Below are 24,341 nucleotides of genomic sequence, written 5' to 3' on the forward strand. Positions count from 1 at the left end.
ATCCGTCAGCACGTCCGGAAGGAGTCCTGCCGTGCGCAACCGCGAGTCCTGAACGTCCAGCCGCCCGTCCGCACGCCGGAGAGGAGCGCCCCGTGCGCAACCGCGAGTCCTGAACCCCCAGCCATCCGCCCGCACGCCCGAGAGGAGCAGCCTCGTGCGCAATCGCGAGTCGTGAGCCCCGCCCACCCGTCCGCACTCCCGGGAGGAGAGCCCCGTGCGCAACCGTGAGTCCTGAAGGAACGCCGCGGGCCCGGGTGGGGCCGCCGGTCAGGCGGTCGCGCCGCCGTCGACCACCAGGTCGTGCCCGACGGTGAAGGCCGCTTCGTCCGAAGCCAGCCACAGCACCGCGGCCGCCACCTCGGCGGTGGCACCCACCCGGCCCAGCGGGATCGCGCCCTTCACCCGCTCGGCGCGATCGGCGTCCGTCTCGCCGGGGCGCAACGACATCCCGGTGTCCGTCGCGCCCGGGCTGACCGCGTTGATGCGGACCCCCTCGCCGATGTGGTCGCGCGCCGCCGTGCGGGTCAGCGCGCTCACCGCGGCCTTCGACGCCGCGTAGGCCGCCATGTTCGGCAGCCGCCCGTGCGCGCCGATGTTCGACGCGATGTTGACGATCGCGCCGCCGCCGTGCGCCCGCATGTGCGCGACCTCGTGCTTCAGGCACAGCCACGTCCCGGTGACGTTCGTGGCCAGCACCGCGCCGAAGCCGTCCTCGTCGAGGTCCGCGGCCGGCGCCGGCGACCCGAGGATGCCCGCGTTGTTGACCGCGACGTCCAGCCCGCCGTGCCGCGCGACGATCGTCTCGACCATCCGCGCCACGTCCGCCGGGTCGGTGACGTCCACCGTCACCGCGTCGCCGCCGATCTCCTGCACCACGGCCGCCAGCCGCTGCTCGTCGCGCCCGGCGACGACCACCGTCGCGCCCTCGGCCGCGAACGCCCGCGCCGTCTCCCGTCCGATGCCCGAACCGCCGCCCGTCACCAGGACGACCTTGCCCGTGAACCGTGCCCCCATCGTGTGCCTTCTTTCTGGTCCGATCAGTCTTGAATGAGGCGCATCGCCTGTGAGATGGCCGCGTCCAGCCGGCGTGCAGCGTCCGCGCCCTTGCCCAGTACGCGCAGGCCCTGCAGCACGGTCAGCAGGAAGCGCGCGAGCGCCGCCGGTTCGCTGCCGGCGGCGAGTTCGCCCTGCGCCTTGGCGCGCTCGAGCGCCATGGTGAGCGCGACCTCGAGGGTGTCCCAGCTGCGTTCCACCAGCCGGGCGACCTCGGGGTCGCGGGGGAGCAGCTCGATCGCCGCGTTGACGACGAAACAGCCCATCTTCGTCTCGTCGCCGAGGATTTCCGCCAGGTAGCCGTCGAAAAGCCGGCGTACGGCGGCCACCCCCGAGCCCGGGCCCGACAACTCGGCCAGCACCCGCGCGTCGGCCCGTTCCGCGTACCGCTTCAACGCCGTCACGTAGAAGTCGTGCTTCGACCCGAAGGTCGCGTACAGGCTGGCCTTGGCGACGCCGACGTGCGTGACGAGGTCGCTGACCGACGTCGCCTCGTACCCCTGCTGCCGGAAGAGCGTGAGCGCGGCGTCGCAGGCTTCGTCGACGTCGAACTCCTTGACCCGGGACATGAGCGAAACCTTAGCCGTTTCGAGAACGGTCGGTCAAATAAGCAGGCGGCGGTGTGTCGCATCAGGTCACGGCGCGTGCGGTGGCACTATGGCTGCTCTGACCGAGGGGGTGCGCGAATGCAGGATCGGCTGACGCTGCCGCCGACCGTCGTCGCCTCCCACCTGCGGTCGTGCGCCGAGGAGCTCGCCGCGGGCCTGCGCTGCGGCGGCCCGGGCGCGACGACCGCCGAGCTCACCGACGTCGTCGCCCAGCTCGTGGCCGGCCAGGAAGCCATTTCGCGCGCGCTCGCCGGGCTCGCCGCCCGCGTCGGAGCCGGGGCGGACGCGCTCGCTGCGGCCCCGCCGCTCGACGTCGAGGTGGTCACTGAGGTGCTCCGGGCGGCCGCTGTCGCGTCCCGCTGTTCGGCCGAAGCGCTCGACGCGGTCACGCCGTCGTTCGAATGTGTGAGCGAATCCGTCGCGCCTGACACCCGTTTGTAGCTGTCGGCCCGCGGGATCGCCTGGCTAGCCTGGGACCTGCGGAGGTGGTGCGCATGCGGGCCGTCTGGTCGGGCACGATCGGGTTCGGGAGTTACGCCGTTCCGGTGAAGGCGTACAGCGCGACGGAAGAGCGCGAGATCCCGCTGCACCAGGTCCACGAAACCGACGGCGGCCGCGTCCGCGTCAAGCGCGTGTGCGAGGTCGACGGCGAAGAGGTGCCGCCGGCGGAGATGGTCCGCGGCTACCCGGTCCCGGGCGGCGACGTCGTCCTGCTGTCCGACCACGAACTCGCGTCGCTGCCGATGCCCGCCCGCACGATCGCCATCCGCGGTTTCGCCCCGCTCGCCGACGTCGACCCGATCTGGTTCGCGCGCAGCTACTACCTCGAACCCGAGCCGGCGGGCACGAAGCCGTACGTGCTGTTCAGCGAGGCGCTGCAGCAGTCGGGCCGGGTCGCGCTGGTGACTGTCGCGCTTCGCCGCCGCGAGACACTCGGCGTCCTGCGCGTGCGCGACCAGGTGATCGTGCTCGAAACCATGCTGTGGCCCGCCGAGGTGCGCGAGCCCGACTTCCCGTTCCGCCACGCCGACGTCGACATCCGGCCCGGCGAGCTGCGCCGCGCGGTGAACCTCATCGAGGAGCTGACCGGCGAGTTCGACCCCGGCCGCGTGCCCGACCGTTACCGCGAAGCGCTCCAGGCGTTGATCCAGTCGAAGATCGACGGCGCCGAGGTCGTCCAGCCCACGGCGGCCGAGCAGGCGGACGGCGTCACCCGCCTGCTGGCGGCGCTGCAGGAGACGGCCGCGGACGCGCGCCCCGACGCTGTCGCGAAGGCCAAGACCGCCGCGTCGAGGGCGGCGAAGGCGCGTACGACGGCGAAGCGAGCGGCGGGCCGCGGGCGCGCGAAGACGTCTTGAGTACTACTACCCACGGGTAATTGAGGGTTCTCACACTCAACCGGCCGCCTCCGGAGCGGCAGACTTCGTCCTGTCAGCGGATACCGGATCGCTGACGAGGGGGGATCCGGACGGCCCCTGGGGAGGTGAGCCGTCCGGGGACCAGGGTTCCGGGGCGGGCCGACGGAGGAGCGGCCCGTTCCCGGAACCCGTGTCCGCACCGCGGGGAGGCGGCGCGGACGAGGGGGGTCGTGAAAGCCGCCGTGGAGGGATCGAGGGGTCTCCACGGCGGCTTTCAGGCGTTCCTCGTCGGAGTTGCGCTTGCTCGTTCGGTGCGGGAGGCGCGGTGACATCCTCGGTTCACCTGCTCGGCTCGGGCTTCAGCCACGCGATCAGTGAGCACATGCCGACGATGGCCGACCTTTCTTCGGCCATCCGAAGTGACTTGAGCGCCCGCGGGCGGCCGCCGGTGGCGGTGAAGAGCCCGTACTACGTGAACAACACGATCCGAGCGATTTGGCGTCAAGCCGCGGAGGCACTCCGCCAAGCAGACGAGCTCGTGATCATCGGCTTCAGCCTGCCGCCGTCAGACCAGATCGTCAGCTCGATGCTCGCGACTGAGCTGAACGAGAACGCAACGATCATCCCCGTCGACTACGGCGACGCAGTCGTGAGCAACCTCGAGCGGATCTTCCCCGCCGAACGGATCGTCACGGACGACGCCGGCCTGCGTGACTCCGCAGTACCCAAGTGGGTCGCGACCAGGGCAAACCACACGCACTGACCTCAGGCGTCCGCCACCCGCACCAGCAGATCCGCCGCCAGCTTCAGCAGCTGCCGCTCAGTCGGCGACAACGTCGACTCCAGCGCCGCCGCCAGCCACCGTTCCCGCTGCACGCTGTACTCCCGCAGCACTGCCAGCCCCGCCGGCGTGATGCTGATCAACGACCGCCGCCCGTCCTCCGGATCCGTCGTCCGAGTGACGAGCTCGCGCTCCGACACCCAGGCCAGGATCCGCGTCAGCGACTGCGGCTGCAGCCGTTCCGCCTCGGCCAGCTCGGTCGGCGTGTGCGTGCCCGCCCGGTAGAGCCGGCTCAGCACCGCGAGCACCGCCGGGCCCGGACCGCTCGGGTCGCGCTCGGCGCGCATCCGCCAGTTGAGCCGGCCGACGCCCTCGCGGACCCGCCAGGCCAGGTCGGCGAGCTCGGCGTCGGCGCTCACGCGCGAAGCGGTGTCGGGGTCCGGGTGCATGGGCCCAGGTTAGGCGGTTCCGCGCACCAGCCGGGCATACCGCCCATCGCGCGCCAGTAGCTCCGCGTGCGTCCCGCGTTCGGCGATCCGGCCTTCGTGCAGCACCACGATCTGGTCCGCGTGTTCCACAGTGGACAGCCGGTGCGCGATGGTCAGCGTCGTGCGTCCCGCCGCGAGCCGGTCGAGCTCGGCCTGCACCGAGCGTTCCGTGCGGGTGTCCAGGGCGCTGGTCGCTTCGTCGAGGATGAGCACCGGCGGGTTGCGCAGCAGGATCCGGGCGATCGCCATCCGCTGCTTCTCGCCGCCGGAGAACCGGTAGCCGCGCTGGCCGACGACCGTGTCGTACCCCTCCGGCAGCCCGGCGAGGGTGTCGTGGATGTGCGCCGCCTTCGCCGCCAGCTCGATCTCCTCGTCGGTCGCGTCCGGCTTCGCGAAGCGCAGGTTCTCCCGCACCGTGTCGTGGAACAGGTAGGTCTCCTGCGAAACCAGCCCGACGCCCGCCGCGAGCGAAGCCAGCGTGACGTCGCGGACGTCGATGTCGTCGATCTTCACCGAACCGGCGCTCACCTCGTACAGCCGCGCCACCAGGTAGGCGAGCGTCGTCTTGCCCGAACCGGTCGCGCCGACCAGCGCCGTCGTGGTCCCGGCCGGGACGTCGAGGTCGATGTCCCGCAGCGTCCACCCGCCGTCGGAGTCGTAGCGGAACGAGACCCCGCGCATCGAGACGTCGCCGCGGCGCACCTCGAGCGAGCGCGCCCCCGGCTTGTCGGCGATCTCCACCGGCAGGTCGAGCACCTCGAAGATGCGCCCGAACAGCGCCTTCGACGTCGCCACGTTCTGCCCGATGGTCTGCATCGCGGTCGCCGGCGCGACCAGCCGGTTGAGCATGCTGGTGAACGCCACCACGGTGCCGAGGGAGAACGGCGACGCGCCGCCGGCCAGCGCGAGCCCGGCGATCCAGTAGACCAGCGCCGGGATGACGGTCAGGCTCATCCCGCGCGACGCCGTCTGCCAGCGCCCGGCCAGCGCGGCGGCCCGTTCGAGCGCCGCGATCTCCCGCGACTCGGCGCCGAAGCGCTCGCGCACCGCCCGCTCGTTGCCCATCGTCTTGGCGAGCAGCACGCCGGTGACGGACAGGGACTCCTCGACCATCGTCGTCAGCCGGGCCATCCGCCGGGTCCGGCCGCGGGCCAGCGTCCGCCGCCGCTTGCCCAGCCGCAGCGTGAACAGCAGGAACAGCGGGACGACGACCAGTGACAGCCCCGCCAGCTGCCAGTCGAGCGCGATCAGCGCGGCGGTGATGGCGATCGTCGTGGTCGCGTTCTGCACCACCGAGCCCGCGGTCGTGGTGATGACGTTGTCGACGCCGCCGATGTCGTTGAAGACGCGCGAGAGCACTTCGCCGCTCTTCGTCCGCGTGAAGAAGCCGAGCGACATCCGCTGCAGGTGGCCGTAGACCGAGACGCGCAGCTCGTTCATCACGCGCTGCCCGATCGTGTTCGACAGGCCGGTGGTGGCGACGCCGAGGGAGCCGCTGCCGACCGCGCAGACGATCATCCCCGCGGCCAGCAGGCTGATCAGCAGCGTGTCGCGGTGCGGCAGGGCGTCGTCGAGGATCTCGCGCAGCAGGAACGGCGAGACGACGCCGAGGCCGGCCTGCACCACGATCAGCGCGAACAGCGCGGCGAGGGGCCCGCGGTGCGGGCGGAACAGGCCGGCGATCCGCCGCAGCGGGACCGGCTCGTCGGCGTCGGTGGCCGGTTCTCGGAGCACGGGCACGGAAGTCATACACGTATGTTTACCGAATCGCGGGCATGGTTCCAGTCTTTTTCCGGAAGTAGCGACCGTGTTAGTACGCACATGCGTAGTACGTGTGCGTACCCGCGAAGAGAAGGAGCCGGAGCGACTACCCTCGGAGGGGCCGGCCTCGTCCGGCGCGCCACTCTCGACCCAGCTGGAGCGTGCACACCCGTGTTCGACACCCTCTCCGATCGGCTCACCGCCGCCCTGCAGACGCTCACGCGCAAGGGCAGGCTGTCCGACGCCGACATCGACGCCACCGCGCGCGAAATCCGCATCGCGCTGCTGGAGGCCGACGTCGCCCTCGGCGTGGTCAAGGCCTTCATCGCGAAGATCAAGGAGCGGGCGAAGGGCGCCGAGGTCTCCCAGGCGCTCAACCCCGCGCAGCAGGTAGTCAAGATCGTCAACGAGGAGCTCGTCGCGATCCTCGGCGGCGAGACGCGCCGGCTCAACCTCGCCAAGACGCCGCCGACCGTGATCATGCTCGCCGGTCTGCAAGGTGCCGGCAAGACGACGCTCGCCGGCAAGCTCGCGCTGTGGCTGAAGAAGCAGGGCCACGCGCCGATGCTGGTCGCCTGCGACCTCCAGCGCCCGAACGCCGTCACGCAGCTGCAGGTCGTCGGCGAGCGCGCCGGCGTCGTCACCTTCGCGCCCGAGCCCGGCAACGGCGTCGGCGACCCGGTCGACGTCGCCCGCCGCGCCATCGCCGAGGCCAAGCACGCGCAGCACGACGTCGTCGTGGTCGACACCGCGGGCCGCCTCGGCGTCGACGAAGAGCTGATGAAGCAGGCCGCGGACATCCGCGACGCGGTCGAGCCGGACGAGGTCCTGTTCGTCGTCGACGCGATGATCGGCCAGGACGCCGTGACCACGGCCCAGGCGTTCCAGGACGGCGTCGGCTTCAGTGGCGTCGTGCTCACCAAGCTCGACGGCGACGCCCGCGGTGGTGCCGCGCTGAGCGTCCGCGAGGTCACCGGCCAGCCGATCCTCTTCGCCTCCAACGGCGAGAAGCTCGAGGACTTCGACACCTTCCACCCGGACCGGATGGCGTCGCGGATCCTCGGCATGGGTGACGTCCTCACCCTGATCGAGCAGGCCGAGCAGGCCTTCGACCAGGGTGAAGCCGAGAAGGCCGCGGCGAAGCTGTCCAGCGGCCAGCTCACCCTGGAGGACTTCCTCGAGCAGATGCTCGCGGTCCGCAAGATGGGCCCGATCGGCAACCTGCTCGGCATGCTCCCGGGTGCCGGCCAGATGAAGGACCAGCTGGCCCAGGTCGACGACAAGCACCTGGACAAGCTGCAGGCGATCATCCGCGGCATGACCCCGGCCGAGCGCGACGACCCGAAGATGATCAACGGCTCGCGCCGGCTGCGCATCGCCAACGGCTCCGGCGTCACCGTCCGCGAGGTCAACGACCTGGTCAACCGGTTCTTCGAAGCCCGCAAGATGATGGCGCAGATGGCCGGCCGGTTCGGCTTCGGCGGCGGGGGCGGCGGCTCCAAGTCGCGCAAGGGCAAGAAGGGCAAGAAGGGCCGCGGCCCGACCCAGCCCAAGGTCCGCGGCGGCTTCCCCGGCGGCATGCCGATGCTGCCCCCGGGAGGCCAGATGCCGGGCGGTATGCCGGACCTCTCGCATCTGGGCGGCATGAACGACGTCCCGGGCTTCGACCCGTCGAAGTTCAAGCTGCCGAAGAACCCGAAGGACAATTGAGCACGGCGCTGCACGCCGCCGGGGTGGTCGTGCCCGGCGGCGAGTCCCGCGAACTCTGGATCACCGGCGGCCGGATCTCGTTCGAGCCGGTCCCGGACGCCGAGTCACTGGGCCGGGACGTCTTCCTGGTGCCCGGCCTGGTCGACGCGCACTGCCACCCCGGCATCGGCGTCGGCGGCCCCGTCTCGCTGGAAGAGGCGACCGAGCAGGCGCTGCAGGACCGGGCGGCGGGCACGCTGCTCATCCGCGACTGCGGCCTCCCGATCGACGTCCGGCCCCTGCAGGCGCGGGCCGACCTGCCGACGATCATCCGCGCCGGGCAGCACCTCGCCCTGACCAAGCGGTACATCCCCGGCCTCGGCATCGAGCTGGACGACCCCTCGCAGCTGCCCGGCGCGGTCGCCGAGCAGGCGCGGGACGGCGACGGCTGGGTCAAGCTGGTGGGGGACTGGATCGACCGCGGCGTCGGCGACCTCGCGCCGCTGTGGCCGGACGACGTCCTGGCCGAAGCCGTCGAGGTGGCGCACGAAAACGGCGCCCGCGTCACCGCGCACGTGTTCGGCGAAGCGGCGCTGCCCGGCCTGATCGCGGCCGGCATCGACTGCCTCGAACACGGCACCGGACTGAGCGCCGACCAGCTCGGCGAGCTGGCCCGCCACGACGTCGCCCTGGTGCCGACGCTGATCAACATCGAGAACTTCCCCGGCATCGCGGACAAGGCGGGCAAGTACCCGGCCTACGCGGCGCACATGCGGGCGCTGCACGCCGGGGTCGGCGAGATGGTCGCGACGGCCGTCGAAGCGGGCGTACGCGTCTTCGCGGGCAGTGACGCCGGCGGCATGGTCGAGCACGGCAGGCTCGTGGACGAGATCGAGGCGCTGCACCGCGCGGGCATGACCCGCGAGCAGGCCCTCGCGAGCGCGTCCTGGGCCGCCCGCGACTGGCTCGGCCACCCCGGCATCGCCGACGGCGCCCCGGCCGACCTGCTCGTCTACCCGAGCGACCCGCGCGACGACCTGGGCGTGCTGCGGCATCCCTCGCACATCGTGCTCGGCGGCGTCGTCCACGCGTAGACCCCCGCCGTTTTCCTTGCGGGGGCGGCACTTTAGCGTGGGGAGCGTGACGGACGACGACGGCGCACGGCGCGTACTGGGAGCGCACTGGTGTTTCGTGGCGTTCATCGCGGGGATCGCGGGCTACTACCTGATCAACCTGATCATCGCCGCGGCGGTGAACCGCAACGTCGGCGAGTTCGACCCCCTCGAGCTGCGCGACATCGGCCCGCTCCTGCTCCTCGCCTTCGTGCCCAACCTCCTGCTCGGCCTCGGCCCGGCGGTCGGTTCGTGGCGGTGGGGCCACGGGCTGCGCGCCGACTTCGGGCTCAAACCGACCTGGCGCGACGTCCGGATCGGCCTCGCCTGCGGGGTGCTCGCGCTGGTCGTCGGCTACGGGCTCAACCTGGTGCTGATCGCGGTCTACGGCGCCGACGACGCCTCCGACAGCCCGCTGACCGACCTCGCCGACACCTTCGACGGCGACACCGTGTGGCTGGTGCTGGCCGCGGTGATCGTCATCGCCGGCGCCCCGATCACCGAAGAACTGCTGGTCCGCGGCACGCTCTGGAACGCGCTGGCCTTCCACCGCGTCCCGCCGTGGGTGGTGCTCCTGCTGACGTCGGTGGTGTTCGCGCAGCTCCACGGCGAGCCGACCCGCACGATCGCGCTGATCGGCCAGGGCATCGCGATCGGGCTCGCCCGGCACCTTTCAGGCCGCGTCAGCGCCGGCGTGATCGCCCACGCCGCCAACAACCTCCCGCCCGCCGTGCTGCTGTTCGTCGCGCACTGAACGTTGCGAAGATCGATGGACAGTAGTCGGACGGATACTGTGTGATCACCGCCCGGCCGCTAGGCTCGAAGCAGGAGCCGAGCGACGCGGAGGGCAAGGCGTGACCACTTCCCAGCCCCGGGACCCGGCTGCCGGCGCCGCACCCTTCCCCGAGCCCGAGGAGCCCGCCTCGACCGAGTTCCTGCCCCCGGTGCCGCGGCACAAGTGGGGGTTCGGTGCGTTCCTCCTCGTCGAAGCCGTCCTGCTCTCCAGCGCCGCGTTCGTGTCCGTGCTGGTCGGGGACACCGGACCCGGTCCGCTGCCGATGCGCGTCGTGCTGCTCGGCACCATGCTGCCGACGATGATCGCCGCGGGCGTCGCGGTCCTGATCACCTACGTGCGCGGCAACGGGCCGATCGTCGACCTGCGGATCGAGTGGCGCTGGGCCGACGTCCGCACCGGCGTGCGCTACGGCTGCGTCGGGCTCGTCTTCACCACGGTCGCCGCCTACCTGTGGACGCGCTTCGTCGGCGACGCCAACGCGACGTCGGCGATCAGCGCGCTGGTCGAGGACCGCCGGATGTCGGTTTCGGCGGCCGTGGTGATGTTCGTCTACCTCTGGCTGCTCGGCCCGATCTGCGAGGAGATCATCTACCGCGGCCTGCTGTGGGGCGCCGCCGAGCAGCTGCAGTGGCGCAGTGAGCGCTGGGGTCGCGTGGCCGCGTTCCTGCTGTCCACGGCGGTGTTCGCGGCGAGCCACCTCGAGCCGCTGCGCACGACGTTGCTGCTGGTCATCGCGGTCCCGATCGGCCTGGCGCGGCTGGTCACCGGACGGCTGCCGGGCAGCATCGTCGCGCACCAGGTCAACAACTTCCTCCCGGCCCTCACGATCCTGCTCGGCGCGCTCGGCGTGGCCTCTTTCTGAGCCTCTTTCCGGGCCCGCGGCGGCCGTCTGGCAGAATGGGTCACTGCCTGCTTCCGCCGGACCCTCTCACCGTGCGAAAGCTCCTGACCTTCGGGTGCCCGCGACCGTGTCCCCACTCGGCCCGCGTGCGCCCAGCCCAGCACCAGAGAGATTCGAGGAGAACCCACACCCGTGGCCGTCAAGATCAAGCTGCAGCGCCTCGGCAAGATCCGTGCGCCGTACTACCGCATCATCGTCGCCGACGCGCGCACCCGCCGGGACGGCAAGGCCATCGAGACGATCGGCAAGTACCACCCGAAGGAAGAGCCGAGCCTGATCGAGGTCGTCTCCGAGCGCGCCCAGTACTGGCTGAACGTCGGCGCGCAGCCGACCGAGCCGGTCCAGCGCCTGCTGGAGATCACCGGTGACTGGCAGAAGTTCAAGGGCCTGCCGGGCGCCGAGGGCACCCTGAAGGTGGCCGAGCCGAAGCCGTCCAAGCAGGACCTGTTCAACGCGGCGCTGGCCGCGGCCGGCGAGGAGCCCTCCACCGAGGCCACCACGCCGAAGAAGAAGTCCGCCCCCAAGAAGGCCGAGGCCGAGAAGGCCGAAGCCACCGAGGGTGAGAAGGCCGAGTGAGCTTTCTGGCTGACTCCCTCGAGCACCTGGTGCGCGGGATCGTCGACAACCCGGACGAGGTCCGGGTCGAGCTGTTGACCACGCGCCGTGGCCGCACGCTCGAGGTGCACGTGCACCCCGACGACCTCGGCAAGGTGATCGGCCGGGGTGGTCGCACGGCGACCGCCCTGCGCACCGTCATGGGCGGCATCGGTGGCCGCGGCGTCCGCGTCGACGTCGTCGACACCGACCGCTGAGCCTTTTCGGAAACGGTCAGGATGGACGTCGTAGTCGGCCGCATCGCCAAGGCGCACGGAATCCGCGGGGAACTCGCGGTGGACGTGCGCACGGATTCGCCGGATGAGCGCTTCCGCGTCGGTGCGGCCGTGCTGACGAAGCTGCGTGACGGCAGCAAAAGGGAACTCACCATCGCAGCCGCCCGCGAACACAGCGGGCGGCTGCTGGTGCGTTTCGAGGAGGTACTGACCCGCGACGTCGCCGAGACGCTGCGGGGCGCCCTCCTGCTCGCCGACACCGACACGCTGCCGCCCACCGGCGACCCGGACGAGTTCTACGACCACGAACTGGCCGGCCTGCGGGCCGAGCTGACCGACGGCACCGTCGTCGGCAAGGTCGTCGAAGTCGTCCACTCGCCCGCGGGCGAACTGCTCGAACTGGACGTCGACGGCCGCGAGGTGCTGGTGCCGTTCGTCCGCGCGATCGTCCCCACCGTGGACATCGGCGGCGGCCGGGTCGTGCTCGACCCGCCGGAAGGGCTCCTGGACGCCTGACATGCGGATCGACGTCGTCACGATCTTCCCCGAATACCTCGACCCGCTGCGCGCCGCGCTGCTGGGCCGGGCGATCGACCGCGGCCTCATCGAGGTCGGCGTGCACGACCTGCGCGACTGGACCCACGACGTGCACCGCGCGGTCGACGACGCCCCGTACGGCGGCGGTCCCGGCATGGTCATGAAGCCGCAGATCTGGGGCCCGGCCCTGGACGACGTCTGCCGTCCCGAGACGCGGCTCGTCGTGCCGACGCCGGCGGGCCGGCCGTTCACCCAGGAACTGGCGCACGCGTACGCCGAAGAGCAGCACCTGGTGTTCGCCTGCGGTCGCTACGAGGGCATCGACCAGCGCGTCGTCGACGACGCCGCCCGCCGGATGCCGGTCGACGAGGTGTCGATCGGCGACTACGTCCTGGTCGGCGGCGAGGCCGCGGTGCTCGTCATGGTCGAGGCCGTCGTCCGGCTGCTGCCCGGGGTGCTGGGGAATTCGCGTTCGGCCGCCGAGGACTCGTTCTCCGACGGCCTCCTCGAGGGGCCCAGCTACACGCGCCCGGAGGTGTGGCGCGAGCTCGCCGTGCCCGACGTGCTGCGGTCCGGGAACCACGCGCTGATCGACCGCTGGCGGCGCGACCAGGCCCTCGAACGCACCGCCCGGCGCCGCCCCGATCTCCTGGCCGCGCTGCCCGAAGGTAGTCTCGACAAGCACGATCGCGGGGTCCTCGAGGGCTTGGACCCCCGGCAGGCTTAGGGCCGGTTGCTCGACCGGTGCCGGCGTCTGCGATACTTGACAGGTTGGCGTGAGTGGACCTCGTCGTCCGCGAGCCCGCCAGCAGCCCCCTGGGTCGCCCGCAGCGCCACCGTTGCGCGCCCGGGGTCGTGTACGCAAGCCATACGAAGACGAGGACGGACCACCGATGAACACCCTGGACGCGCTGGACAAGCAGTCGCTGCGTTCCGACATCCCGGACTTCCGCCCGGGCGACACGCTCAAGGTGCACGTCCGCGTCATCGAGGGCAACCGCGAGCGCAACCAGGTCTTCCAGGGCGTCGTGATCCGCCGTCAGGGCGGCGGCATCCGGGAGACCTTCACCGTCCGCAAGATCTCCTTCGGCGTGGGCGTCGAGCGCACCTTCCCGGTGCACTCGCCGAACATCGCCGAGGTCGAGGTTCACAAGCGCGGTGACGTGCGGCGCGCGAAGCTCTACTACCTGCGCGACCTGCGCGGCAAGAAGGCCAAGATCAAGGAGCGCCGCGAGAACCGCGAGACGGCCTCGGCTAACTGAGTCACAACCCGGTTACCGGTAGCCTGACGACGTGGCCGAACCCGTGTCCCAGAACGCTCCCGAGGATGACCCCGATCGCTCCGAAGAGGACCAGCCGCGGCTGTCCCGATCCGAGGAGCGCGGGGGATCCCGCCGGCGGCGAGCCAAGCCCGCCAAGAAACGGTCGTTCTGGAAGGAACTGCCGATCCTGCTCGTGATCGCCCTGGTGCTCACGATCCTGATCCAGACATTCCTCGCGAAAGTCTTCATGATCCCTTCGGGGTCCATGGAGGCGACGCTGCACGGGTGTCCCGGCTGCCACGGCGACCGGATCCTCGTCGACCGGGTCACCTACGACTTCACCGAGCCCTCCCCGGGCGACGTGATCGTGTTCAAGGGCCCGCCGGCGTGGATCAACAACGAGATCGCGCCGCAGGAGTCGGGCAACATCGTCGTCCGCGCCATCCAGGGGCTCGGCTCGCTGGTCGGGTTCGCCCCGCCGGACGAGCGCGACTTCGTCAAGCGGGTCATCGCCGTCGGCGGCCAGACCGTCCAGTGCTGCGACCCGCAGGGCCGGATGATCGTGGACGGCAAGGCGCTCGACGAGCCGTACATCCACTGGGAAGACCCGTCGGTCCAGGAGCAGAAGACCTTCGATCCGGTCAAGGTGCCGGCCGGGATGGTCTGGGTCCAGGGCGACAACCGCAACAACTCCGACGACTCCCGGTTCCAGGGTGGCGGCGGCGTGAACGGCGCGGTCCCCGTGGACAACATCATCGGCAAGGCGCGGATCATCGTCCTCCCGCCGAGCCGCTGGGGCGGGATCAGCGACCACAACCCGCAGGAGTCGGCGCAGCCGGTGGCGCTCGGCGCACCGGCGTGGCAGAGCGGGATCCCGCTCGGCGTCGGCGTCGCGGGGGCGTGGCCGGCGCTGTTCCTCGGGCGCAAGCTGAAGTCCGGACTGCGCCGGAAACGCTAACCACCCCGATCCGTGTCGGCAGACGGGTGATCCAGCCTTGACTCTTCCCGTTCCCCTCACCGCGGCCGAGCCGATCCGGCCACCGCGGGCCGTGGTGCGCGGCGACCTCTTCTGGGGTCTGCAGGGCGCGCTCGACCGCCGTGGTCTCGGCCCGGTCGCCGGTGTGGACGAAGCCGGCGCCGGGGCTTGCGCCGGGCCGCTGGTGGTCGCGGCCTGCGTGCTCAAGCAGGGCGACGCGGCGAAGCTGACCGAGCTGACGGACTCCAAGCTGATGACGGCGAAGGCGCGGGACCGGGTCTACGACCTGGTCCTCGCCCGGGCCGTCGACTACTCGGTGATCGTCATCCCGACGGCCGAGGTCGACCTCTACGGCATCCGGGTGATGAACCTGGAGGGCATGCGCCGAGCCGCGGCCGCGTTGCGCGTCCACCCGGGCTACCTCCTCACCGACGGCTTCCGCGTCCCGGGCCTGACCGCCCCGAACACGGCGGTGATCAAGGGCGACCGCTCGGTGGCCTGCATCGCGGCCGCGTCGGTGCTGGCGAAGGTGACGCGCGACCGCATCATGGCGGGCCACCACGACGACCTCCCGCACTACGGTTTCGACGTGCACAAGGGTTACAGCACCTCCGATCACCTGGCGGCGCTGCGCGAACACGGCCCCAGCGACGTCCACCGCTGGTCTTACACGAACGTGGCGAAGGTGGCCGTCAAGCACGGCGTGCGTCCGACCAGGCCGGTCCTGCTGACGTACGCGGCCCTCGAGAAGGCCATGGAAGCCGGCACCACGGCGACCCTGTCCGCGGCCCTCGACGACGCACTCGAGCCACAACTCAGCCTGCCGCTGCATGCCCCGGCCGCGGGTGTGGGTCACAATGAACGCTCCGCCGGCGGAGCAGCAGCACGATCCCGAGGAGGGGCGCGGATTTCATGAGCGCAGAGGATCTCGAGAAGTACGAGACCGAGATGGAGCTCTCGCTGTACCGCGAGTACCGCGACATAGTGGGTCAGTTCTCGTACGTGGTGGAGACCGAGCGGCGGTTCTACCTGGCCAACGCAGTGGACGTCCAGGTCCGCGACGGCGGCGGCGAGGTGTACTTCGAGGTCCGCATGTCGGACGCGTGGGTCTGGGACATGTACCGCCCGGCCCGCTTCGTCAAGCACGTCCGGGTCATCACGTTCAAGGACGTGAACGTGGAGGAGCTCGACAAGCCGGACTTGCGTCTCCCGGAAGACGGCCCGTTCTCGGGCTGACCCAGTCTCCGAAGAACCGCGCCGCCTCACCTGAACGGGTGAGGTGGCGCGGTTCTTTTTGTGCGCTCACGGCTCGATTTCGGTCCTGGCACCGCGCACCGACAAGTCTGGGGCACTTCCGAGCGTCCACGGCTCGATTTCGGCCCTGGCACCCCGCACCGACGGTCCGGGGCACTGCCGAGCGCGCGCGGCCCGTCCCGATCCGCGCTTTCCCCTCTGCTCGGCGCGGCATCCGAGCCCCTCGGACGTGCGTCGCCCTCCCTCGTCCTCCTGATGCCTGCGCGTGTATTGCCCTCCTGGTGACCACGCAGCCCGCCGTCCCCAGCCTTCTGCTGAGGCGTCGCCCCGCCGATCCTCGTGCGTCCCGGACCATCCCTGGCTCGGCGGCCGCAGATCCCGCCTCCTTCGAGCCCAGCGCTTGTGGCCGGGCCGCCCCTAGCACACCGCACCGACAGTTCGGGGCACTTCCGCCACGGTCCGGGACCGGTTGTCCCCAGCACCCCGGTTGTCCACAGCTGCGCGAATCGGCTCTGGTCGGCTCCCTCCGCCCGCTGGCATCGTCGAACGCACACGCACTGTGATCGCCGGGACCGCCCCGGTGACCGGCGCGGACCGACGAGGGGGCGAACACGATGCCGGGCACCGACGAGCTCGCAAAACACCGCCGAGACCTGGGCGCCTGGGGCGAAGACCTGGCCCTCCGCCACCTGCAGGAACGCGGCCTCGTCCTGCTCGCACGCAACTGGCGCTGCCGCGAAGGCGAGCTGGACCTGGTCTTCACCGACCGCACGCGGGTCATCGTCTGCGAGGTCAAAACCCGTACCGGCACCGAGTTCGGCCTTCCGACCGAGACCGTCACCGAGGAGAAAGCCGGCCGCGTCCGCCGAGCCGCCCAACGCTGGCTGAGCCACTTCCGCATCGGCTGGTGCCCGGTCCGCTACGACGTCGTCACCATCCTCGCCGAACCGGGCACCAGCCCCCGCCTCCAGCACATCGAGGCGGCGTTCTGATGCCCATCGCCAAGACCTGGTCAGCCGGCCTCCTCGGCATCGAAGGCCGAGTCATCGAGATCGAGGCCGACCTCGGCGGCGGACTCAGCCGGATCACCCTCGTGGGCCTCCCCGACGCCGGCTTGCGCGAGGCGAAGGACCGCGTCCGGTCCGCCGTCCGCAATTCCGGGCAGCCGTGGCCGGACGGCAAGGTGACGCTCGGCCTGTCCCCGGCGAACCTCCCCAAGATGGGCTCCGCGTTCGACCTGGGCATCGCGGCGGCGGTACTCGCGGCATCGGGCGCCGTTCCCGCGACGCGTCTCCTCAACACGGTGTTGCTCGGCGAGCTCGCTCTGGACGGCCGGATCCGAGCGGTGCGCGGCATCCTCCCGGGCCTGCTCGCAGCCCGCGCGGCCGGCTACGGAAAGGCCGTCGTCCCGACGGACTCGCTCGTCGAGGCGGCCCTCGTCGACGGAATGGAGGTGGCAGGCGCCCCCCACCTGCGGGAGTTCGTGGCCTGGCTGAAGCGCGAAGGCGATCTGGCCCAACCCGAGCCGCCCGGCCCGGTGCCCCCACCGGAGGTCCCGGACCTCGCGGACGTCGTCGGCCAACCGGAAGCACGCTGGGCCCTGGAAGTCGCCGCGGCGGGCGGCCACCACCTCCTCCTGACCGGCCCGCCCGGGGTGGGCAAGACGATGCTGGCGAGACGACTGCCGGGCCTCCTCCCGCAGCTCACCTCCGAGGAATCCCTGGAGGTGACCGCGGTCCACTCGGTCGACGGCTCGCTTTCGAAGTCCTCCCCGCTGGTCACGGTGCCCCCGTTCGTCGCCCCGCACTATTCGATCTCCGTACCGGCGCTGATCGGCGGCGGCAGCGGCATCGCCATGCCGGGCGCGATCAGCCGAGCCCACCGCGGCGTCCTGTTCCTGGACGAGGTCTGCGAGTTCGGCGGCCAATGCCTCGAGTCCCTCCGAACCGTCCTAGAAGAGGGCGAGGTGCGCATCGCCCGGGTCAAAGGCGCAATCACCTACCCAGCACGGTTCCAGCTGGTGCTGGCCACCAACCCGTGCGCGTGCGCACCCCCGAAGGACGCCGACTGCGTGTGTTCGCCGAACGCCCGCCGCCGCTACCTGGGCAAGCTTTCCGGCCCCCTGCTCGACCGCGTGGACCTGCGGGTCCGCCTGAGGCCGCTGAGCGCCATCAGCGCACACGACACCGACGCGGCGGAGCCGTCGCAGATGGTCCGCGAGCGGGTCCTCACGGCTCGCGAACGCGCGGCGCAAAGGTGGCAGGCCCACGGCTGGCTGTCCAACTCGGAGGTCCCCGGACCGGCCCTGCGCCGCGAGTTCGCCCTACCACCCGACGCAACGATCCTGCTGGACCGAGCCATGGACCGCGGAGCCCTGAGCGGCCGCGGCGCCGACCGCTGCCTACGCATCGCGTGGACCCTGGCCGACCTGGACGGCGAGCCCCGCCCCGGCGCCGAACAAGTAGGCGCAGCCCTGGACTTTCGCGAGCGGGTGGCGGCATGACAACCGAACTCCCGCAGTCAAATGGCGGCTCACGCCCCGAACTCCCGCGAGTGGGCGGGAACCCGAGCACCGAGCTTCCCCGAGCGGCCGTTGGCCCGAGCCCCGAGCTTTCCCGGGAGGGTGGCGGCTCGAGCATTGCCCTCCCGCGGGCGGCCAGTGGCTCGAGCCCCGAGCTCTCTCGGGAGGGTGGCGGCCCGAGCATTGCCCTCCCGCGGGCGGCCAGTGGCTCGAGCCCCGAGCTCTCTCGGGAGGGTGGCGGCCCGAGCATTGCCCTCCCGCGGGGGGCCAGTGGCTCGAGCCCCGAGCTCTCTCGGGAGGGTGGCGGCCCGAGCATTGCCCTCCCGCAGGCGGCCGTTGGCTCGAGCCCCGAGCCCTTCGGTGAGGGTGGCGGCCCGACTACCGTCCTCCCGCGGGCGGGCAGCGGCTCGAGCACCGAGCTTCCGCCAGCAGATCGCAGCCCGGAGCTTGATGGTGCGAGCGTCGATCTTCCGCAGGCGGATGGCGGCTTCAGCGCCGAGCTTCTGCAAACAGGCGCCGGGCCGAGCGCCGAGCGTCCCGGAGCCGGCGGCCCGAGCCCCGGACTTCCCCGAGCGGGTGCGGGCAAGCACCCCGACGAGATCCGCCAAGCCCGCGCCTACCTGCTGCGAGTAGCCGAACCACCGGCGCCCGCCCTGGTTGCCTTCGTGGCCGAGCACGGACCCATCGCGGCCGCCAGACGGGTCCGCGCCGGCGACTGCCCGCCCGAGGTGCTGAAGGCGACCGAAGCCCGGCGGGAGTACGACCTGGTCGCCCAGGACTTCGCCCGCGCCGCCGAAGTCGGCGCCCGGCTGGTCGTACCCGAGGACGACGAGTGGCCCGCCTGGCCGCTGCTCGCCCTCGACCAAGCCGCGCTGCGCGGGGTGGCCGAAGCCGTGCCGCCGCTGGCGTTGTGGGTGTCCGGCGAGGTCGCGCTCGGCACCGCCACCGATCGGGCCGTGGCCATCGTCGGGGCCCGCGCGGCCACCGAGTACGGCGAACACCACGCCGCCGAACTCGCCTACGGGCTGGCCGGCCGGGGCGTGCCGGTGTTCTCGGGCGCGGCGTACGGCATCGACGGGGCGGCGCACCGCGGTGCGCTCGCCGCCGGCGGGGTCACCGTCGCGGTGCTCGGCTGCGCCGTCGATGCCGGTTATCCGGCCGGCCACGTCGGGCTGCTGAACCGGATCGCGCGGTCCGGTGGCGCGGTCGTCAGCGAGTACCCGCCCGGCACACCGCCGGCGCGGCACCGCTTCCTCGTCCGCAACCGGCTCATCGCCGCCCTCACCGAGGGCACCGTGGTGGTCGAAGCCGGCCGGCGCAGCGGCGCACGCAACACCGCGAGCACCGCCGGTGCCTTCGGCAAGATCGTGATGGCGTTGCCCGGACCGATCTCGTCCGCGATGTCCATCGGCTGCCACGAGCTGATCCGTGACTCGCGGGCGACGCTGGTCTCGACGATCGACCAAGTCCTCGAGACGGTGGGCCACTTCGGCATCGCCGAGGACACCGCGTCCGGCCGGCAGAAGCGGTCCACCGACCGGCTGGGCCCCGAAGCGCTGCGCACCTACGAGGCACTCGTAGTGCGCGCGGACCGGTCCGACGCGGAGATCGCGGTCGAAGCCGGCATCCCGTTGCGGCGGGTGCGGGCCTTGCTGCCGGCACTGGAGATCGACGGATTCGCCGTCCGCGGGGAAGCCGGGTGGCGACGGCGGAGGGAAAGCTCGTGAACGCCACGAAATCCGGCCGAAATCGTCGATGGGGTTCGGCCGGTCCGGTGGGCCCGCGTGGCGATCCTTGACCGCGGGCGGTAGTTCGCGCAGCGTGACATCCATGCCGTCACCACGCTCCGGCCGGGCCCGCCGTCCCGATCTGCGCGCGCTCCGGGCCGCGTTGCCCGAGCCCGTCCGGGCCGTCATCACCGGGTACGAACGGCATCTCGGGCTCGAACGCGGCCTGTCCGCGCACACCGTCCGCGCGTACATCGGAGATGCGGTCTCGCTGCTGGGCTTCGTCGTGGACGGCGGTGGCGGCCTCGCCGACCTCGATCTCGCGCGGCTGCGGTCGTGGCTCGCCGCGCAGCAGTCCGGTGGGGCGAGCCGCACGACGCTCGCGCGGCGGGCCGCCTCGGCGCGGACGTTCACCGCCTGGGCGCACCGGACCGGTGTCCTGGCCACCGACCCGGGCGGGCGGCTCGCCGCCCCGCGGGCGCACCGCACCCTGCCCGGGGTGCTGCGCGCCGGGCAGGCGGGGGAGGTCATGCACGCGTCCGCGGCGGGTGCGGAGCAACGCGATCCGGTCGCACTGCGTGATCGCGCGATCGTCGAGCTGCTCTACGCCACCGGCATCCGCGTGTCGGAGTTGTGCGGGCTGGACGTCGGCGGCGCCGACTTCTCCCGGCGTGTCGTCACGGTGCTCGGCAAGGGCGCGAAGGAACGAGTGGTCCCGTTCGGCGTGCCGGCGGCGGCGGCGCTGACCGACTGGATCGACGAGGGGCGGCCGAAGATCGTCGCCGAAAGCGGTGGTGACGGCACTGAGCCCGCGCTTTTCCTCGGTGTCCGCGGCAAACGCGTCGACCCGCGGACGGTGCGGCGCGTGGTGCACGACGCCGTCACGGCGGTGCCCGGAGCGCTCGACATGGGGCCTCACGGCCTGCGTCATTCCGCCGCGACGCATCTGCTCGAAGGGGGCGCGGATCTCAGGAGCGTTCAGGAACTGCTTGGTCACGCTACGCTTGCCACGACGCAGCTCTACACTCATGTGACCGTCGACCGGTTGAAAGCGATCCATGACCGAGCGCACCCCAGGGCCTGAGGCGGCCCCGGGGGTCTCGCCGGGGTCGTCAGCAGCGGGCCCGGCGGCGCACGCGCATCCGCACGAGCACGGAGACGACACTGAGCCGCATGCCGAGAACGACTGTGCAATGACCGCAGGACCGCACGTGACCGAAGCCGCCGGAGTGACCACTCACGGTGAGGCCGCCGCGCCCGCGGACACCCGCGCCGGCTACGACGTCGACGCCGGGATCGCGGCGCTGTGGCAGCAGTTCGCCGACAGCCCCGACCAGGCGTCGCGCGATCGGCTCGTGCTGCACTACGCCCCGCTGGTCAAGTACGTCGCGGGCCGGGTCGGCACCGGCCTGCCCACGCACGTCGACGTCGGTGACCTCGTGCAGTCGGGCATCTTCGGCCTCGTCGACGCGATCGAGAAGTTCGACCCCGAGCGCGGCCTGCGCTTCGAGACGTACGCGATGCAGCGCATCCGCGGCGCCATCCTCGACGACCTCCGGTCGCAGGACTGGGTGCCCCGCGCGGTCCGCAGCAAGGCCAAGGAGGCCGAGCGCGCGATGGAGCGCCTCGGCGCCCGCCTGCACCGCACCCCGACCGACGCGGAGCTCGCCGCCGAACTCGGCATCGGCCTCGACGACCTGCGCGACTTCTACGGCCAGCTGCAGCTGACCAGCGTCGTCGCGCTGGAGGACCTGGTGGCCGCAGGCAAGGACAGCGGGTCACTGGTCGACACGCTGCCCGACGACGACGCCGTCGACCCGGTCGCGGTGCTCGTCGACCAGGACAACCGCCGCCAGCTCGCGCAGGCGATCGCACAGCTCACCGAGCGCGACAAGATCGTCGTCAGCCTCTACTACTTCGAGAGCCTGACCCTCGCCGAGATCGGCAAGGTCCTCGGCGTCACCGAGTCGCGGGTCAGCCAGCTGCACACCCGGGCCGTGATGCGCCTGCGCGCCAAGCTCGTCGAGCAGACCGGCACCTGATCATCGATCACCTCCCCACGCCTTGAGCTGGTATTCGCCCACCTCGCCGGTCAGGGCCAGGGGATCGACGTACTCGTCGCCCCGCCGCACGCCCCAGTGCAGGCAGGCCGCCAGCAGACAGCCGGGGTGCCCGGCGAGGACGGTCCCGAGCACCTGCCCCCGGTAGACCTGCTCACCGACGGCCACCGTCGGCGCGATGGGCTCGTAGGTGGTGCGCAGCCCACCGTCGTGGTCGACGGAGATGACGGTCCGCCCGCCCACCGGCCCGACGAACACGACGACACCCGCATCGGCCGCGAGCACCTCCTGCCCGGGCACGGCGGCCAGGTCGACCCCGCGGTGCCCGGCGCCGTAGGGCGTTTCGGGGGCGTCGAAGTACTTCGCCACCACCGGAACGGGTGATAACGGCCAAGACAGCCGGGGCTGCCGCACGTCCGGCGCGGACCACGCCCCGGCGGCATCGGCCCGGATCGCCGTTGCGGGATTCGAGACGGCCATGAGTGCGCTCGCCCAGGAGGGAGCCGGCGAGGGCCCGCTCGCGAACCTCGCCAGGACGGCCGGCTCGGCCGTGGCGGACGCCGGTTCGGGTGGTCTTGGCACCGCCGACGGGAACACGGGCATGGCGGCCGGTGAGTGGGCCGGTCCGGGCGGTCGTGGTGGTGCCGACCGGAACGTCGGCGGGGCAGCTGGCCAAGCTTCGGTGCGGCCCCGCGCGAGTGGCCGTGACCCCGCCGATGGCGACTCCGCCGGGTCAGTCGGCCGAGCGTCGGTGCGGCCCCGCACGAGCAGTCGTGGCCTCGCCGATGGCGACTCTGTGGCGGCAGCCGGCTGAGTTTCAGTGCGGTCCTGCGCGAGCGGCCGTGACCCCGCCGACGACGACTCTGCGGGGGCGGCTGGCCGAGCCTCGGCTGGGCCCCGCGCGAGCAGTCGTGGTCCCGCCGATGGTGACTCTGCGGGGGCAGCTGGCCGAGCGTCGGTGCGGCCCGGTGCGAGCAATCGGGACCCCGCCGGCGGGGCTCCCAAAGGCGGCGGCCACCGCCCGGCGGGCAGCTCCGGGACGAGCGGCGGGGAGGTCGGCGGCGGCCCCAGATCGGCGGCCGTCTCGCCACCTATCCCCAGCTCCGACGCCACCACCGCCGAGGCCGTCACCACCGTTTCGGGCCCCGCCGAAACCGGCTCCCGGGCCGGCGCCAAAGCCGTCCCAGCCACACCTCCCAATCCCGCGGACACCGCCGCGACCAGCACGAACACCACTCCTGCCCACCCCGGCAGCCAGTACCGGAAACGCATGATCGACTCCATGGCTCCAGCCTGCGGCACCCGCGGCCGCCGTGGGAGGGCGTCGGTGAATCTGTGGATAACCGGAGGCGTTGTGGACAACTCCGTCGCTCAATCGCCGCCGGTGGGGGGTGGGGTGGTGGGAGGGGGTAGAATCTTTTGCGCGGTCCGTGTGAGCGGACTGACTTCGCGTGCACGTGCGCGTTCCCCTCGATCTTCCACGCGGGGGAGACGCACGGGGTCCGGCGGTCCCAGGGGTTCCTCAGCACCTCCGGGTCCGGACGCCGCCATGGGCACCAGGGCGAACGGCCACCCGGCCGGGAGCGACAAAACCGAGCAGCGCGCCGATCGAACCCGGCGCGCACTACACAGAAGAGGTGTGATTCCGGCAATGGCCGTCGTCACCATGAAGCAGCTGCTCGACAGCGGCGTGCACTTCGGGCACCAGACTCGTCGGTGGAACCCGAAGATGAAGCGCTACATCTTCACCGAGCGCAACGGCATCTACATCATCGACCTGCAGCAGACGCTGACCTACATCGACCGTGCCTTCGAGTTCATCAAGGAAACCGTCGCGCACGGTGGCACGATCATGTTCGTCGGCACCAAGAAGCAGGCTCAGGAAGCCATCGCGGCCGAAGCCTCGCGCGTGGGCATGCCCTACGTGAACCAGCGCTGGCTCGGCGGCATGCTGACCAACTTCCAGACCGTGCACAAGCGCCTCCTCCGCCTGAAGGAGCTCGAGTCGCGCGAGCAGACCGGCGGCTTCGAAGGTCTCACCAAGCGCGAGATCCTCACGCTCACCCGTGAGAAGGACAAGCTCGAGAAGACCCTCGGCGGCATCCGCGACATGGCCAAGGTGCCCAGCATCGTGTGGATCGTCGACACGAAGAAGGAGCACATCGCCGTCGGCGAGGCTCGCAAGCTGAACATCCCGGTCGTCGCGATCCTGGACACCAACTGCGACCCGGACGAGGTCGACTACCCGATCCCGGGCAACGACGACGCCATCCGGTCGGCCGCGCTGCTGACCAAGGTCGTCGCCGAGGCCGCGGCCGCCGGTCTGATGCAGCGGTCCAGCCGCAACGGTGCGTCGGCCGACACGAAGCCCGAGCCGGGTGTCGCCGCGGACGAGCCGCTGGCCGAGTGGGAGAAGGAGCTGCTCGCCGGCTCCGAGACCGCCGCCGCCGACGCGACCGAGGCCGCTGCCGCCGTCGAGGCTCCGGTCGAGGCCCCGACCGAGCAGGCGACCGCCTCCTCCTGATGTTCACCCGCCCGTGCGGCCGGCTCCGGCCGGCCTCTCCTCGTTGCCGTCGTTGTGCCCGGCCGCGTCCGGGTAGTGCGCGCCGATGTCGTGCTCGGCGAAC

Annotated in this window: 27 protein-coding genes; 21 read left to right on the forward strand and 6 right to left on the reverse strand. The window is 71.7% G+C overall.

All coding sequences use genetic code 11. The features are described from left to right. Positions 1-267 precede the first annotated feature (267 nt). Positions 268-1,014, reverse strand: a complete 747-nt coding sequence (locus tag AB0B33_RS45110) for a glucose 1-dehydrogenase (RefSeq protein WP_360783921.1) — start codon at positions 1,012-1,014, stop codon at positions 268-270. 23 nt (positions 1,015-1,037) lie between these two features. Then, entirely contained in the window at positions 1,038-1,622 is a 585-nt protein-coding gene (locus tag AB0B33_RS45115; protein ID WP_360783924.1) for a TetR/AcrR family transcriptional regulator, read from the reverse strand. Positions 1,623-1,739: 117 nt separating this feature from the next. On the opposite strand from AB0B33_RS45115, the gene AB0B33_RS45120 reads away from it, so the two are divergent. The 3 genes from AB0B33_RS45120 (at position 1,740) to AB0B33_RS45130 (ending at position 3,782) form a co-directional block, all read left to right on the forward strand. Beyond that, positions 1,740-2,102 carry a hypothetical protein gene (locus AB0B33_RS45120; protein WP_360783927.1) on the forward strand — a complete coding sequence of 121 codons (363 nt, stop codon included), beginning with the start codon at positions 1,740-1,742 and terminating at the stop codon, positions 2,100-2,102. Between the two features lie 53 nt (positions 2,103-2,155). Then, a complete protein-coding gene (locus AB0B33_RS45125; protein ID WP_360783929.1) occupies positions 2,156-3,019 on the forward strand; it encodes a Ku protein in 864 nt (287 codons plus the stop codon). 382 nt (positions 3,020-3,401) lie between these two features. Continuing rightward, positions 3,402-3,782, forward strand: coding sequence for a hypothetical protein (locus AB0B33_RS45130; RefSeq protein ID WP_360783932.1), 381 nt, complete (start codon positions 3,402-3,404; stop codon positions 3,780-3,782). A 2-nt stretch (positions 3,783-3,784) separates the two neighbouring features. Here the strand turns inward: AB0B33_RS45130 and AB0B33_RS45135 are convergent, their stop codons facing one another. Together AB0B33_RS45135 and AB0B33_RS45140 are read right to left on the reverse strand one after the other, a co-directional pair. After that, entirely contained in the window at positions 3,785-4,249 is a 465-nt protein-coding gene (locus AB0B33_RS45135) for a MarR family transcriptional regulator (RefSeq protein ID WP_290049963.1), read from the reverse strand. A gap of 9 nt (positions 4,250-4,258) precedes the next feature. Beyond that, entirely contained in the window at positions 4,259-6,037 is a 1,779-nt protein-coding gene (locus AB0B33_RS45140; protein WP_360783936.1) for an ABC transporter ATP-binding protein, read from the reverse strand. A gap of 183 nt (positions 6,038-6,220) precedes the next feature. Here AB0B33_RS45140 and ffh point away from each other — a divergent pair, with 183 nt between their 5' ends. From ffh to AB0B33_RS45225, 17 genes are all read left to right on the forward strand, one after another. Continuing rightward, positions 6,221-7,759 carry a signal recognition particle protein gene (gene ffh / locus AB0B33_RS45145; protein ID WP_360783939.1) on the forward strand — a complete coding sequence of 513 codons (1,539 nt, stop codon included), beginning with the start codon at positions 6,221-6,223 and terminating at the stop codon, positions 7,757-7,759. After that, positions 7,756-8,832 carry an amidohydrolase family protein gene (locus AB0B33_RS45150; protein WP_360783942.1) on the forward strand — a complete coding sequence of 359 codons (1,077 nt, stop codon included), beginning with the start codon at positions 7,756-7,758 and terminating at the stop codon, positions 8,830-8,832. The genes ffh and AB0B33_RS45150 overlap by 4 nt, the downstream gene beginning before the upstream one ends. A 46-nt stretch (positions 8,833-8,878) precedes the next feature. Then, positions 8,879-9,604, forward strand: a complete 726-nt coding sequence (locus tag AB0B33_RS45155) for a type II CAAX endopeptidase family protein (protein WP_247012991.1) — start codon at positions 8,879-8,881, stop codon at positions 9,602-9,604. Positions 9,605-9,704: 100 nt separating this feature from the next. After that, complete coding sequence (locus AB0B33_RS45160; RefSeq protein WP_247012989.1) at positions 9,705-10,508, forward strand: type II CAAX endopeptidase family protein; 804 nt, start codon at positions 9,705-9,707, stop codon at positions 10,506-10,508. A 171-nt stretch (positions 10,509-10,679) separates the two neighbouring features. Next, positions 10,680-11,123: a 30S ribosomal protein S16 gene (gene rpsP / locus AB0B33_RS45165; protein WP_360783945.1), complete on the forward strand. Its 444-nt coding sequence runs from the start codon at positions 10,680-10,682 to the stop codon at positions 11,121-11,123. Continuing rightward, positions 11,120-11,359 carry an RNA-binding protein gene (locus tag AB0B33_RS45170; RefSeq protein ID WP_003103110.1) on the forward strand — a complete coding sequence of 80 codons (240 nt, stop codon included), beginning with the start codon at positions 11,120-11,122 and terminating at the stop codon, positions 11,357-11,359. The genes rpsP and AB0B33_RS45170 overlap by 4 nt, the downstream gene beginning before the upstream one ends. Positions 11,360-11,380: 21 nt before the next feature. Then, positions 11,381-11,893 carry a ribosome maturation factor RimM gene (gene rimM, locus AB0B33_RS45175; protein ID WP_247012984.1) on the forward strand — a complete coding sequence of 171 codons (513 nt, stop codon included), beginning with the start codon at positions 11,381-11,383 and terminating at the stop codon, positions 11,891-11,893. A gap of 1 nt (position 11,894) precedes the next feature. After that, positions 11,895-12,641, forward strand: a complete 747-nt coding sequence (gene trmD / locus AB0B33_RS45180) for a tRNA (guanosine(37)-N1)-methyltransferase TrmD (protein WP_360783947.1) — start codon at positions 11,895-11,897, stop codon at positions 12,639-12,641. A 166-nt stretch (positions 12,642-12,807) separates the two neighbouring features. Further along, entirely contained in the window at positions 12,808-13,176 is a 369-nt protein-coding gene (gene rplS / locus AB0B33_RS45185; protein WP_086680529.1) for a 50S ribosomal protein L19, read from the forward strand. 31 nt (positions 13,177-13,207) lie between these two features. Further along, positions 13,208-14,134, forward strand: coding sequence for a signal peptidase I (gene lepB / locus AB0B33_RS45190; RefSeq protein ID WP_247012980.1), 927 nt, complete (start codon positions 13,208-13,210; stop codon positions 14,132-14,134). A 91-nt stretch (positions 14,135-14,225) separates the two neighbouring features. Beyond that, the gene (locus AB0B33_RS45195) at positions 14,226-15,068 is read left to right on the forward strand and encodes a ribonuclease HII (RefSeq protein ID WP_247025248.1); all 843 of its coding nucleotides are present in this window, start codon (positions 14,226-14,228) and stop codon (positions 15,066-15,068) included. Beyond that, positions 15,065-15,388 carry a DUF2469 domain-containing protein gene (locus AB0B33_RS45200; RefSeq protein WP_003096226.1) on the forward strand — a complete coding sequence of 108 codons (324 nt, stop codon included), beginning with the start codon at positions 15,065-15,067 and terminating at the stop codon, positions 15,386-15,388. Before AB0B33_RS45195 ends, AB0B33_RS45200 begins: the two co-directional genes overlap by 4 nt. 632 nt (positions 15,389-16,020) lie before the next feature. After that, on the forward strand, positions 16,021-16,398 hold the full coding sequence (locus tag AB0B33_RS45205) for a YraN family protein (protein ID WP_247012978.1): 378 nt from the start codon (positions 16,021-16,023) through the stop codon (positions 16,396-16,398). Beyond that, entirely contained in the window at positions 16,398-17,909 is a 1,512-nt protein-coding gene (locus AB0B33_RS45210; protein WP_360783950.1) for a YifB family Mg chelatase-like AAA ATPase, read from the forward strand. The genes AB0B33_RS45205 and AB0B33_RS45210 overlap by 1 nt, the downstream gene beginning before the upstream one ends. A gap of 617 nt (positions 17,910-18,526) precedes the next feature. After that, positions 18,527-19,654: a DNA-processing protein DprA gene (dprA, locus tag AB0B33_RS45215; RefSeq protein WP_360783966.1), complete on the forward strand. Its 1,128-nt coding sequence runs from the start codon at positions 18,527-18,529 to the stop codon at positions 19,652-19,654. A gap of 103 nt (positions 19,655-19,757) precedes the next feature. Further along, positions 19,758-20,738, forward strand: coding sequence for a tyrosine recombinase XerC (locus tag AB0B33_RS45220; RefSeq protein WP_360783953.1), 981 nt, complete (start codon positions 19,758-19,760; stop codon positions 20,736-20,738). Positions 20,739-20,847: 109 nt separating this feature from the next. After that, positions 20,848-21,696, forward strand: a complete 849-nt coding sequence (locus AB0B33_RS45225) for a FliA/WhiG family RNA polymerase sigma factor (protein ID WP_247012972.1) — start codon at positions 20,848-20,850, stop codon at positions 21,694-21,696. On the opposite strand, the gene AB0B33_RS45230 is transcribed toward AB0B33_RS45225, so the two are convergent. Next, positions 21,697-22,194, reverse strand: a complete 498-nt coding sequence (locus AB0B33_RS45230; protein ID WP_360783956.1) for a M23 family metallopeptidase — start codon at positions 22,192-22,194, stop codon at positions 21,697-21,699. Between the two features lie 1,171 nt (positions 22,195-23,365). Here AB0B33_RS45230 and rpsB point away from each other — a divergent pair. Continuing rightward, positions 23,366-24,238, forward strand: coding sequence for a 30S ribosomal protein S2 (gene rpsB / locus AB0B33_RS45235; protein ID WP_247012968.1), 873 nt, complete (start codon positions 23,366-23,368; stop codon positions 24,236-24,238). 3 nt (positions 24,239-24,241) lie between these two features. On the opposite strand, the gene AB0B33_RS45240 is transcribed toward rpsB, so the two are convergent. Beyond that, the coding region (locus AB0B33_RS45240) for a DUF4965 domain-containing protein (protein ID WP_360783969.1) at positions 24,242-24,341 on the reverse strand (100 nt) is incomplete at its 5' end.

Origin of the sequence: Amycolatopsis sp. NPDC049159, from assembly GCF_040648295.1 — a bacterium.
In the GTDB taxonomy this organism is placed as follows: domain Bacteria; phylum Actinomycetota; class Actinomycetes; order Mycobacteriales; family Pseudonocardiaceae; genus Amycolatopsis; species Amycolatopsis pretoriensis_A.